General features: G+C 72.4%; 11 protein-coding genes. 5 read left to right on the top strand and 6 right to left on the bottom strand.

The features are described from left to right. Nucleotides 1-27: 27 nt before the first annotated feature. Entirely contained in the window at nucleotides 28-1128 is a 1101-nt protein-coding gene (locus tag JO379_RS14590; protein ID WP_130879058.1) for a GlxA family transcriptional regulator, read from the bottom strand. 236 nt (nucleotides 1129-1364) lie between these two features. On the opposite strand from JO379_RS14590, the gene JO379_RS14585 reads away from it, so the two are divergent. Then, nucleotides 1365-2675, top strand: coding sequence for an MFS transporter (locus tag JO379_RS14585; RefSeq protein WP_130879059.1), 1311 nt, complete (start codon nucleotides 1365-1367; stop codon nucleotides 2673-2675). Nucleotides 2676-2778: 103 nt separating this feature from the next. After that, a complete protein-coding gene (locus tag JO379_RS14580; protein ID WP_209515256.1) occupies nucleotides 2779-3786 on the top strand; it encodes a hypothetical protein in 1008 nt (335 codons plus the stop codon). A gap of 19 nt (nucleotides 3787-3805) precedes the next feature. Here the strand turns inward: JO379_RS14580 and JO379_RS14575 are convergent, their stop codons facing one another. The 3 genes from JO379_RS14575 to JO379_RS14565 all read right to left on the bottom strand — a co-directional run bounded on the left by JO379_RS14575 (nucleotide 3806) and on the right by JO379_RS14565 (nucleotide 7742). Continuing rightward, nucleotides 3806-4441, bottom strand: coding sequence for a flavin reductase family protein (locus tag JO379_RS14575; protein WP_245381466.1), 636 nt, complete (start codon nucleotides 4439-4441; stop codon nucleotides 3806-3808). An 87-nt stretch (nucleotides 4442-4528) separates the two neighbouring features. Continuing rightward, nucleotides 4529-5458, bottom strand: a complete 930-nt coding sequence (locus JO379_RS14570) for an enoyl-CoA hydratase/isomerase family protein (RefSeq protein WP_209515254.1) — start codon at nucleotides 5456-5458, stop codon at nucleotides 4529-4531. Between the two features lie 58 nt (nucleotides 5459-5516). Next, entirely contained in the window at nucleotides 5517-7742 is a 2226-nt protein-coding gene (locus JO379_RS14565) for an acetate--CoA ligase family protein (RefSeq protein WP_209515252.1), read from the bottom strand. Between the two features lie 109 nt (nucleotides 7743-7851). On the opposite strand from JO379_RS14565, the gene JO379_RS14560 reads away from it, so the two are divergent. Further along, a complete protein-coding gene (locus JO379_RS14560) occupies nucleotides 7852-8292 on the top strand; it encodes a Zn-ribbon domain-containing OB-fold protein (RefSeq protein WP_130879063.1) in 441 nt (146 codons plus the stop codon). Between the two features lie 9 nt (nucleotides 8293-8301). Here the strand turns inward: JO379_RS14560 and JO379_RS14555 are convergent, their stop codons facing one another. Both JO379_RS14555 and JO379_RS14550 read right to left on the bottom strand, forming a co-directional pair. Continuing rightward, nucleotides 8302-8985 (bottom strand): pyridoxine/pyridoxamine 5'-phosphate oxidase, encoded by a 684-nt coding sequence (locus tag JO379_RS14555; protein ID WP_245381465.1) that lies wholly within the window; start codon nucleotides 8983-8985, stop codon nucleotides 8302-8304. 107 nt (nucleotides 8986-9092) lie between these two features. Further along, nucleotides 9093-10265 carry a thiolase C-terminal domain-containing protein gene (locus tag JO379_RS14550; protein ID WP_209515249.1) on the bottom strand — a complete coding sequence of 391 codons (1173 nt, stop codon included), beginning with the start codon at nucleotides 10263-10265 and terminating at the stop codon, nucleotides 9093-9095. 88 nt (nucleotides 10266-10353) lie between these two features. Here JO379_RS14550 and JO379_RS14545 point away from each other — a divergent pair, with 88 nt between their 5' ends. Next, the gene (locus JO379_RS14545) at nucleotides 10354-11667 is read left to right on the top strand and encodes an acyl-CoA dehydrogenase family protein (protein ID WP_209515248.1); all 1314 of its coding nucleotides are present in this window, start codon (nucleotides 10354-10356) and stop codon (nucleotides 11665-11667) included. 20 nt (nucleotides 11668-11687) lie between these two features. Then, complete coding sequence (locus JO379_RS14540; protein WP_242626164.1) at nucleotides 11688-12143, top strand: nitroreductase family deazaflavin-dependent oxidoreductase; 456 nt, start codon at nucleotides 11688-11690, stop codon at nucleotides 12141-12143. The last annotated feature ends 6 nt before the right edge of the window (nucleotides 12144-12149 follow it).

The following is a 12149-nucleotide window of genomic DNA, read 5'->3' as shown; positions in this document are numbered from 1 at the left end:
CCTGGTGCCCGCCTCCGCCAGGTGCCGTCAGCGACGGGCGCTCACGGGCGCCGCCCGGAACGTGCGCCGGTAGACCGTCGGCGAGACACCGAGCGCCGCCTGCAGGTGCTGTCGCATGGACGAGGCCGTTCCGAAGCCCGCGTCCCGCGCCACCTGGTCCACGGAGAGGTCGCTGTCCTCCAGCAGATGCCGTGCGCGTTCCACTCGCTGTTGTGTCAGCCACTGTCCGGGGCTGATGCCGACCTCCTCACGGAAACGGCGCGTGAAGGTCCGCACGCTCATCGCCTCCTGCGCGGCCATGTCGCGCAGCTGAATCGGCTGGTGCAACCGGGCCAGCGCCCAGGCGCGGGCCCCCGTCGTCGTGGCGAACTGCGGCTCGGGCACGGGCCGCTGGATGTACTGGGCCTGGCCGCCGTCGCGGTGCGGCGGCACGACGCTGAGCCGGGCGACCTCGTTCGCCACGGCGGTGCCGTGGTCGCGGCGCACCATGTGCAGGCACAGGTCGATGCCGGAGGCGACGCCCGCCGACGTCAGCACGTCGCCGTCATCGATGAAGAGGACGTCGGCGTCCACCCGGACCGCCGGGAAAAGCCGCTGGAAGTGTTCGGTACTGCTCCAGTGCGTGGTGGCCGGCCGGCCGTCGAGCAGTCCGGCGGCGGCGAGGACATACGAGCCCGTGCAGATGGACACCATGCGGGTGCCGGGTCGGATGCCGGCGAGGGCGGCGGCCAGGTCGTCGGTGAGCCGCCCCTCGGTATAGGCCGGGCCGAGCCGGTAGGAGGCGGGTATGACGACGGTGTCCGCCTCGGCGAGAGCCTCGGGGCCCTGGTCGACGGTGATCGAGAAATCCGCGTCGGTGCGCACCGGTCCGGGAGCGAGCGCGGCCGTCACGATCTCGTAGAGCGGCTCATGGGCGGTGGTGCGGGCCCTGCCGAAGATGCGGAAAGGAATGCTGAGTTCGAAAGGGATCACACCGTCCAGAGCCAGGACGACGACCCGGTGCGGCCTGCCACCGGCGGGTGCCTCGGTGCTCCCGGGCGCCCGGGAACTCGCGCCGGATGCGCGCCCACGCTCACCGAAGGAGGCACCGGGACGGTCGGCGGTATCCGTTTCCGTGGTCTGCGACATGCTCCTACGCCCCTCGTCCCGTTCCCGATCGGCCCTGCCCCTGACTGACAAGGCTTCCGCGGACCGGCGCATTCCCGACACCCCGCCGGATGCACCGGCGGGGGTTTACCGCCCATCGCGCTCCTTACGGCCAGAGGCCGTCTTCGCTCCCCGGGCAGAAGTGATGACCCGATCCTTGCGGCAGGTGTCATCCGGGCCACTCGATCCGAGGGGACGGCGCGCTCGATCCTGATGACGTGACCCAGACAACCGAACTCCCCGCTTCGTCAGACGGTGGATCCACGCGTCCCGGCGGCCGGTCGCGCGTCCACCGGGCCTGGTTCGTCGCCGCCGTGTCCTTCGTGACGATCATCGGTGCGGCCGGCTTCGCCTCCCTCCCCGGTCTGCTGATCGAGCCGTTGCACACGGAGTTCGGGTGGTCGCGGGGAACGATCGGCTTCGCGGTCTCCGTCAATCTGGCCCTCTACGGGCTCACCGCCCCCTTCGCCGCCGCACTGATGGACCGTTTCGGCATGCGCAAGGTCGTCGCCTGCGCGCTGACCACGATCGCGGCCGGCGCCGGCCTGACCGTCTTCATGACGACGAGCTGGCAGCTCGTCCTGTGCTGGGGAGTGCTCGTCGGGCTGGGCAGCGGCTCGATGGCGCTGGCGTTCGCCGCGACCGTCGCCCAGCGGTGGTTCGTCGCCCGCCGCGGTCTGGTCACCGGCATCCTCACGGCGGCCGGTGCGTCGGGACAGCTGGTCTTTCTGCCGCTGCTCTCCTGGATCGTCGAGCGGCACGGCTGGCGGCCCGCCGCCGCGATCGTGGCCGCCGTCGCCCTCGCCGTCGTCCCCTTCGTCCTGTCGCTGATGCGCGACCATCCGGCGGACGCGGGCCTCGCGCCGTACGGCTCCACGACGTACGTACCGAAGCCGCTCCCCGTGGCCGGGGCAGCTCGCCGCGCGGTGACCGCGCTGCTCACAGCGGCTCGCACCGGCCCGTTCTGGCTGCTCGCCGGCACCTTCGCCATCTGTGGCGCCTCGACGAACGGGCTGGTCAAGACGCATTTCGTGCCCGCCGCCCACGACCACGGCATGCCGACCACGGCTGCCGCCGGTCTGCTCGCGGTGATCGGCGTCTTCGACGTCGTCGGCACCATCGCCTCCGGCTGGTTCACGGACCGCTTCGAGGCGCGCCGCCTGCTCGCCGTCTACTACGGGCTGCGCGGCGTCTCCCTGATGTTCCTGCCGATGCTGCTGGCCCCGTCCGTCCATCCACCGATGATCTTCTTCATCGTCTTCTACGGGCTCGATTGGGTCGCCACCGTCCCGCCCACCATCGCCCTGTGCCGCGAGCACTACGGCGACGACAGCGCGATCGTCTTCGGATGGGTGCTCGCCTCCCACCAGGTGGGCGCGGCCCTGATCGCCTTCCTCGGCGGCGCGGCACGTGACGTCTTCGGTTCGTACGACCTCGTCTGGTACGCCTCCGGCGCGCTGTGCGCGGTGGCGGCACTGATGGCCCTGGTCATCCGTCGTCGGTCGACCGCGTCCGTGTCGCCCGGCTGACGGCTGTCGCGCAGCGGTGGAGTGGGGCCGAGGGTGTTCTCGGGTCACTCGCGACGCAACCCTTCGGCCCCTGGAGGAATCTTTCTTGGCGAGAGGGGCGAACATGACACAGCAGGCAGAACCGGACGCGATACCGGACGAGGCGACGACGGACGGTGCGCCCGAGGAGTCCTCGCGGGAGGCGGTGCGCGGGGACGGCTTCGGCGCGGCGTTCTGCGCGTCGATGGCCACCCTCTGTGTGGAGGCCGCCCTCGCCGGGACGATCGCCGTCCTCGTGCTCCTCTCCCGGGAGCACGACGGGCTGCCCGGCAACGCCCTCGTGATCGTCGCGGCGGTGCTGGTGGTCGCGCTCCTGACCGTATTGATCAGTGGTTTCGTCACGGCGGCCGCGGTGATGCCCGCGCTGGCGCTCGCGCGGCGGGCCGCGCGGCGCGCGGGAAGGGCCGAGGGGCCACTGTGGGTCCTCGGGGCCGTACCGGCCGTCGCGGCGGTGGCGGTCGCGGTGTTCGGCGGCGTGGCGGCCCTCGGAAGCCTCTCGCTCGCCCGGCCCTTGGCGTACCTCCTGTGGTGGGCCGCCCTCACCGTCGCCCTGCTACCCGGTGCCGTGCTCGCCCGGGCCGCGTCCCGGCGGCTCCCCGAGGGCCGCTCCGCGCGGACGGCCCGGCGGGTCACGCTGTACGGCGGACTCGCCTGGCTCGTCACCGCCGCCCTCGGCGCGGGAGCGTACGGGACCGGCCTGGTGAGCGTGTACGAGCCGCCCCGACTGGAGAAGTCGGACCTCGCGGGTATGTGGAGCGACGGCCGCGGCGGCAGGGTCGAGCTTGCCCCCGACGGGGTCGCGACCGCCCGTGGGCTCGACAATTTCGTCTGGGACGGCATGGGCAAGGACAGGCCGACGGACTGCGACGGTTCGGGGACCTGGACGGCGGTGAAGGACGGCGGAACGGTCCAGGGCATCTCCCTGCGTATCGGCTCGTGCGAACTGTCCCGCGAGTGGAGCGTCAGTGGCACCGAGAAGGAGCCGCGGATCTTCCACGAGATCGGGAAGCCGGGTTCCGGCAAACGGTATGTGCTCACCAAGGTCGTCAAACACTCCAAGGGTGCGAAGTAGGCGGAGCGTGCGGCGGGCTTCAGGCGCTGAACGTGCCGAAAGCGCCCCGGTGGAACAGCAGCGGCCCCGCGGCCGCCGCCCCCTCGTCCGTCCCGAGTGCCTCGACGCGTCCGACGACGATGAGGTGGTCCCCGCCCGTGTGCACGGCGTGGATCACGCAGTCGATCCACGCGGGTACGTCCGTGAGCCGAGGTGACCCGGTCACGGGCGATGGTTCGTGAGGCACGCCCGCGAATTTGTCGGCCGTGCGCGAGCCGCTGATCGCGAAGGACCGGCAGAGCGCACCCTGCCCGGCCCCGAGGACGTTGACGCAGAAGACCCCGGCCCTGGCGATACGGGGCCAGGTCGTGGACGTCCGGGCGACCATGAACGCCACCAGCGGCGGGTCGAGGGACAGCGACGAGAAGGACTGGCAGGCGAAGCCGGCCGGCGGCTCTCCGTCCGCGCCCGGCGCGGTGATGACCGTGACGCCGCTGGCGAAGTGGCCGAGCACGCTCCGGAACTCGTCCGGCGTCGGCGGAAGACGCTCGTCCGCCCGTACGGCCCGTAGCTCCGGCCGGGGCAGCGGATCGACGGGCCGTCCGGCGGAGGTCGGTGACCCCGTCGATCGTAGATAGCGCACGGCCGCGGCGGCCATCCCCGCGTGTCCCATCATGGACCCATTGAAACTGATGGATCATCAGGTAGGAAGCTTCGCGACGGCCCGAGCGTGCGCCGGCCGGCCGCCCTGCCGTCTGCCGCCCTACCGCCCCCGGAACGCGGGGCTGCGGCGCTGCGCGAAACTCGCCACGCCCTCGATCGCGTCCGCCGTCGTCATATTGATCTCTTGAGCTGCGGCCTCGGCCGCGAACGCGGCCGCGCGGTCACCATCAAGGGAGGCGTTGACCAGCTGTTTCGCCAGCGCGAGCGTGCGCGTCGGTCCGGTCGCCAGCCGCGCGGCCCAGGACCTGGCCGTCGTGGCGAGCTCCGTTTCGGGCACCACCCGGTTGACCAGCCCCAGACGTTCCGCTTCGGTGGCGGTGAGGGCGTCGCCGAAGAACAGCAACTCCTTGGCGCGCTGCGGTCCCACCAGCCGCGGCAGCAGATACGCGCCGCCGCCGTCGGGCACCAGGCCACGCCGTACGAACACCTCGATGAATCGCGCGGACTCGGCCGCCAGCACCAGATCGCAGGCGAGGGCGAGATGCGCGCCGAGGCCCGCGGCCGTGCCGTTCACGGCGGCGATCACCGGCTTCTCGCAGTCCAGCACCGCGCTGATCAGCCGCTGCGCCCCGCGCCGGATGGTGCGGGCCACGTCGCCCGGCACGCGCTCGGCGGGGGCGGTGGAGGCGGTGCGCAGATCGGCGCCCGCACAGAATCCCTTGCCGGTGGCGGTGATGACCACGGCTCTGACGCCGGGGTCGGCGGAGTCCTGATCGAGCAGCGAAATAAGACGTTCGCGCTGGTCAGGGGTGATCGCATTGAGTACGCCGGGCCGGTTGAGGGTGATCCAGGCGACGCCGTTGTCAGTGGTGTGGAGTACTAATGAGCAGGCGGATTCGGCGAGTTCGGTGCCTTCGGCGGATCCGGTGGACCCGGCGACGGGTTTTCCGGATTCGGGAAGCGTGGCCGGGGCGGCGGGCTCGGTGATGCCGTGGGGATCGACAGGTGTCTCATGGGGGGAGACGGTCATGGGGGAACTCCTTGTCCTGCGGGCGCCCGCGCGCGGCTCGGCGGCGGACGGCGGGTGCTCAGCGGCAGAAGGCGAGCGCGTCGAGGGCCACGGCGCCCTGGCCGCGCTCCAGCACCAGCAGCGGATTGATCTCCAGCTCGGCGAGGGTGTCGCCCAGCTCCAGCGCCATGCGCTGCACGCGCAGGACGGTCTCGACGAGCGCGTCGACATCGGCCGGGGGAGCCCCTCGGACGCCGCTGAGCAGGGCATGGCCGCGCAGTTCGCCGAGCATCGCGCGTGCGTCGCCCTCGCCGAAGGGCGGGACGCGTACGGCTGTGTCGTGCAGGGCCTCCACGAGCACTCCCCCCAGGCCCACCGTCACGGTGGGGCCGAACAGGCTGTCCGGTGTGATGCCCAGGATGGTCTCGACACCGCGTCCGACCAGCTGGCAGACGAGGATGCCGTCCAGGGGCAGTCCTTCGTAGCGGGCGATGTCGGTCAGCTCGCGATAGGTGTCACGCACTTGGCTGGCGGATGTCAGCCCGATCTTCACGAGGCCCAGTTCGGTCTTGTGGGTGAGCTGTGGCCCCGAGGCCTTCATCACGACGGGGTAGCCGACCTGGGCAGCAGCGCGTACGGCCGCTGCGGCGCTGGTCACCAGCTGTTCGCGGGGGACGCGTATGCCGTATGCGCGCAGCAGCTGTTTCCCCGCGTGCTCGCTGAGCTGTTCGCCCGGGCGCATGAGCGCCTGTGCCTTGCGTGCCGAGGGGGAGAGGGTCCGCGGGGCGTCGTCGAACGGGGAGCGGTAATCGGCGGCGAAGCGGTGGTGGTCGAGATAGGCGCGGACGGCGGTGACGCAATTGGAGAAGGTGCGGAAAGTGGCGACGCGGGAGGACCCGAGCAGGGTGGTGCGATAGGCGTCCTCGGTGCCCACGGGCGAGCCCCACACCACGCACACCAGCTTGTCCGTCTCCTCCGCCGCGGCCACCAGATCCTGTGCGAGCCGGTCGCTCATGGGCGGGAAGGGGCCGGTGATCGGGCAGACGAGGACGCCGACGGACGGGTCGGCCAGGATGGCGTCGATGATCCGACGGCCGCGCCAGTCCCCGACGGGGTGGCCGCCGTTGTCGATGGGGTTCGCGACGCTCAGGTACTCCGGTATCCACTCGTGGAGCTCGCGCTGCTTCCCGGCGGAGAGGACGGGGAGCTCCAGGCCGGCCGCCGTGGCCAGGTCGGCGAAGTGGGCCCCCGTGCCGCCGGAGATCGAATAGACGGCGACACCGGTGGCCCGGGGCGGGCGGGCACGGGCGAGCAGGGCCGAGGTGTCCTGGAGTTCGTCCAGGCCGTCGACGCGGATCACGCCGAACTGCCGCATGGCCGCGTCCACCACTTCGTCCGCCCCGGTCAGCTTGCCGGTGTGGGAGGCGGCCGTGCGGGCACCGGTCTCGGTGCGGCCGACCTTGACGGCGACGACGGGCACCCGGTGGCGGGCCGCGCGGTCGGCGGCGAGCAGAAAGGCTCGGCCGTCCTTGATCCCTTCGACATACGCGGCGATGGCCCCGACCTCGGGCCGGGTGGCGAAGTAGGAGATGAAGTCGGCGCACTCCAGATCCGCTTCGTTGCCCGTCGGGGCCCAGTGCGAGAGCCGGATGCCGAGCTCCTGGAGGGCGAAGACGGGGCGGCCCTGGTGGCCTGACTGGGTGATCAGCGCGATGGCGGGGCCGTCGAGGTCGGTGCGGAAGCGCTCGAAGGCGTTGAGGTTGGTGTTCGGTCCGAGCAGCCGGATTCCCGAGGCCCGGACGGCGGCGGTGAGCCTGGCCTGTGCGGTGGCGCCCTCGGCTCCGGTCTCGGCGAAGCCGGAGGCGAAGGCCACGGCGTATTTGACCTTGGCGCCGGAGAGTTCCCCGATGAGAGGCGTGGGGTCGCCGACGAGCAGGACGGCGAGATCGACCTGCTCGGGCACCTCACCGATGGACGGACGGCAGGTGAGGCCGAAGACGGTTCTGCGGGTGGGGTGCACGGGGTGGACGCGGGCGCCGACGCGCTCGGACCAGGCGAGGAGCTGCCGGGTGATCCCGGTGTTCGGGCGCCCCTCGGCGTCCGAGGCGCCGATGACGGCCACGGTCCGGGGGCGGAAGAACAGGTCCAGGTCGGGGACGGCCGACTGCAGTGGCCGGCCACTGACGTCCACGTCCTGGGCGGCGTCGGCCAGGCCGTGGACGGCGGGGCGGGGACGCTCACCGCAGGCCACGACGCGGGCGGTGCGGGAGGTGGTGGTGAGGGTGCCGTGAGTCGATCCAAGCATCGTTCTCGCCCACTCCTGTCCATGGCCGATAGGCTGACGTATAGTCAGGCTACTCACCTGATGGGCCGTCAGGAATGGTGTGACCGCAGCAATAAGGGAGGGCGCCCCTTTGAGCTCGACGCCTCAACCCTCCGGCACGGCACCGCGTTTCGATGTGCCCGAGACCGACGCCTTCACCCTTCCCTACTGGGAGGCGGCTGCCGAAGGGCGGCTGCTGATACGCCGCTGCCGCGCCGTGGAGTGCGCCCGTCCGCACCACTTTCCGCGCGAGTTCTGCCCGTACTGCTGGAGCGAGGACGTCGAATGGGAGGAGGCGAGCGGCCGCGCCACGCTCTACACCTGGTCCGTCGTCCACCGGAACGACCTGCCGCCCTTCGGCGAACGGCTTCCCTACGTCGCCGCTGTGGTGGACCTCGCCGAAGGGCCGCGCATGATGACGGAGGTCGTCGACTGCCCGGAGGCGAGGCTGGAGATCGGCATGCGCCTGCGGGCCCGCTTCCGCTCGTACGGTGAGCCCGCCGTGTCCGTCCCGGTGTTCCGCCCGTACTGACGCGGGCCTTCAGGGCCAGAGGAGTTCCCTGGCCCAGGAGCCGTCCTCGGTGCGGTGGTAGTCGAGACGTACGTGCCGGCGTTGCGCGTCGCCCTGGAAGAGCTCGACCTCGTCGGCTTCCAGCACGTACAGCGTCCATGTGTCGGCAGGCGCGTCGGGCTCCCGGTGTGCCCGCTCCCATGCCGCCTCCGAGGCCCGTGCCAGGTCCGAGAGGGAGGCCAGGGCCTCGCTCTGGTGTCCCACCAGCGCGGCGGCCAGGGCGCCCGTCGACCGCTTGGCCAGGTCGGCCCGGCTCTCCGCCGCGCTCGCCGCCGTCACGGTGCCGCGCACGCGGACCTGTCGGCCGACCGCCGCCCAGTAGAAGCCCAGCGCCGCCTGGGGGCGTACCGCCAGGTCCCGCCCCTTGCGGCTCGTCCGGTGGGTGGCGAAGTGCCAGCCCCGTGCGTCCGTGTCGTGCAGCATCAGGGTCCGGACGGACGGCCGCCCGTCCGCGTCCGCGGTGGCGAGGGACATGGTGTGCGGCTCGGGTACGCCCGCCTCGGCCGCCTCACGCAGCCACTGCTGGAAGAGGGGCAGGGGATCGGCGGGCGCGGAGCCCGGGTCGAAATGCGGGAGTTCGGTGTCCCATACGCGCAGGGAGCGAAGGAGCTCCCGGAAGGACTCCTGCCGGCTGTCGTCCGAATGGCTGCTCATGAGGCCATCCAACCCGCCGTTGCCCCGCATGCCTCGTCGCCTGTGCGGCTCGGCGGACACGCGTCCCGGCGGGCGGGCGGGGCGGGCAGGCAGGGCCGGCCTCGGGGTCAGTCCCGGCCCAGGACCACGGTGCCCGACGAGCAGAACCAGCCGCCCGTCCCCGAGGCGACGGCGAGCCGGGGGAGCCGGCCGTCGTCCTTGCGTACCTGGCGGTCGGCCTCCGCCTCCCCGCGCAGCTGCCGTACGGCCTCGACCAGCAGAAACAGGCCGCGCATGCCGGGGTGGCAGGCGGAAAGGCCGCCACCGTCGGTGTTGACCGGCAGTTCGCCGCCGATCAGCAACCGTCCTCCCGCCACGAAGGCACCGCCCTCGCCCTTCGCGCAGAAACCGAGGTCCTCCAGCGTCACCAGCGTCATATAGGTGAAGGCGTCGTACAGCTCAGCCACCTCGATGTCCCGGGGGGTGACCCCTGCCCGTTCGAAGGCCAGCCGTCCCGAGACGGCCGCCGGGGACACGGTGAAGTCGGCCCACTCGGACATCGTCGTATGGGAGACCGCCGTACCGGCGCCCAGCACCCACACCGGAGGCTTCGCCGTGTCCGCCACGTACTCCTCCGCCGCCAGCAGGACCGCGCAGCCGCCGTCCGACCGTATGCAGCAGTGGAGCGTGGTGAAGGGGTCGGCGATCACCGGTCCGCCGAGGACGTCGTCGACCGTGATCGGGTCGCGGTACATGGCAAGGGGATTGTGGGCGGCGTTGGCGCGGGTTTGAACGGCGACGTCGGCAAACTGTTCGAGCGTGGTGCCGTATTGGTGCATATGGCGGCGGGCCGCCATCGCGTACTTGGCGACGAGGGTGTGTCCGTACGGCACCTCGAACTGCGCGGGGCCCCGCGTGCCGAAGGAGAGGTTCGCCCGGCGGCGGCCCGCCTTGAGGTCCGCGCGAGCGGTGGAGCCGTAGACCAGCAGCACCGCGTTCGCGTGGCCCGCGGCGATTGCGTCGGCTGCGTGGGCGGCCATGACCTCCCAGGTCGAACCGCCGACGCCGGTCGAGTCCACCCAGGTGGGCCGCAGCCCCAGATACTCGCCGACCTCCAGGGGGGCGAGCGTGCCGAGCCCGGCCGAGGCGAGGCCGTCGATCACTCCCTTGTCGAGGCCCGAGTCGGCCAGGGCGCGGCGGGCGGCCTGGGCGTGCAGGGCGTAGGGCGTGGCCGTGTCGACGCGGCCGCAGTCCGAGAGTGCGACGCCGACGACGGCGACCTTGCGGGTTCCGGGACTCATGAATCTGACGGTACATCAGCAAGGGGCTGGGAAAGTGCGGTCGGGCTGCCTAACATGACGCCCCGTCAGTCAGGGGAGGAGCTCGCCGATGGACGCCTCGCTGAGCGAGGAGCAGCACCAGATCAGGCGCACTCTGCGTGAACTGCTGCTCAAACGCTGTGGCCCGGACGACGTCAAGGCCGCGGTCCGCACCGGGACCGGCTACGACGAGAGCCTGTGGCGCTGCCTCGCGGAGCAGCTGGGGCTGCCCGGGCTGGCGGTGGAGCGACGGTACGGGGGCGTGGGGTGCGGACCGACCGACCTGGCGCTGGTCAGCGAGGAGACCGGCCGGGCGCTGCTGCCCTCGCCACTGCTGTCGACGGCGGGTCTCGTGGCGCCCCTGGTGGCGGCACTGGGCACGTCCCGGCAGCGCGCGGAGCTGCTGCCGCGGCTCGCGGCCGGGGAGCTGACGGCCGCGCTCGCGGTTCCGGGCTGCACGCTGCCGGCGGCCCTCGGGCTCACCGGGCCGAACGACGGCGCATGGTCCGGTGGCGGCCGGGCGGGCGGTGTGCAGGCGCGGCCGGTGGACGGTGGCCGGAGCTGGCGGCTGTACGGCGAGGCCCGGCAGGTCCTGGACGGTCACCGGGCCGGCCTGCTGCTCGTCGCGGCGCACGCCGGCGGGTACGCGCGCAGCCGCACCCTGCTGTTCGCCGTGCGGCCGCGGGACGCGCGCGGTGTGGTCCGTACCCGGCAGACCTCCTTGGACGAGACCCGGACGCAGGCCCGGATCGAGTTGCGGGACACGGAGGCCGAGTTGCTGGGCGCGGACCCGGACTCCGCCCCCGCCCTCGCCGACGACGTGTGCGGCGCCCTGGCCGCCGTGGGCGGGCGCGTGGCGGCCGTGCTGGCGGCCGAAGCGGTGGGAGCGGCGGAACGGGCGCTGGAGCGGACGGTGGAGTACGCGCGCGTGAGGGAACAGTTCGGCAGGCCGATCGGGTCGTTCCAAGCGGTCAAGCACCGGCTTGCGGACCTCTACGTGGCGGTGCAGGCGGCACGCTCGGCGGCGTACTACGCCGCATGGGCCGTGGGCCGCGAACAGGAGGCCGAGCCCCGTCCGGGACAGGGCGAGGGGCTGCCCCAGGCTCCGGCCGCGGCCGTTTCGCCACCGGGGCACAGCAGCGCCCGGGTCGCCGCCGGGCTCGCGCTGGCCCAAGCGCTGGAAACCGCACGGGTCGTGGCGGGAGAAGCCGTCCAACTGCATGGAGGTATCGGTGTGACGTGGGAACACGATGTGCAGCTGTACTTCAAGCGGGCCGCGTCGGACGAGCTGCTCTTCGGGCCCGTGCACCGGCTGCGGGAGAGCGCGGCGCGGACGGCGGGGCTGTTCGGCACGGGTGCGGGCCGGGAAGCGGTGGCCCTGTGACGTCCGCGGTGGAACGCCTCGTGCAGAAGTTGTCCTCGAGCCGCGGGTTCGCCCGGGTCGCGCCGCACTTCGTGCCGGCGCTCGACCGGACCCTGCACCGGCTGACCGGCGGAAAGGTGCTGCTCAGTGCCCAGATGCTGCCGAGCCTCCTGCTGACGGCCAGGGGTGCGAAGAGCGGGCTGCCCCGGCGGACGCCGCTCGCCTGCATGCCCGAGGGTGACGGCCCCGGCAGCTGGATCCTGATCGGCAGCAACTTCGGCCGTCCCGGCCATCCCGACTGGACGGCGAATCTTCTGGCGCACCCGGACGCGGAGATCAGCTGGCGGCGGCGGGACATCGCCGTACGGGCGCGGCTGTTGCGCGGGGCGGAGCGGGAGGCCGCGTGGGCGGCGGTGGTGAAGTTCTGGCCTCCGTACGCGCGTTATCAGGCGCGTGTGGAGCGGGAGATCCGGCTCTTCCGGCTGGAATGGAGGTAGCCGCGC

The organism is Streptomyces syringium (genome assembly GCF_017876625.1).
Taxonomy (GTDB): Bacteria; Actinomycetota; Actinomycetes; order Streptomycetales; family Streptomycetaceae; genus Streptomyces; species Streptomyces syringius.
The sequence above is the reverse complement of the archived record's forward strand: the minus strand, read 5'-3'. Positions and strand labels throughout refer to the sequence as shown.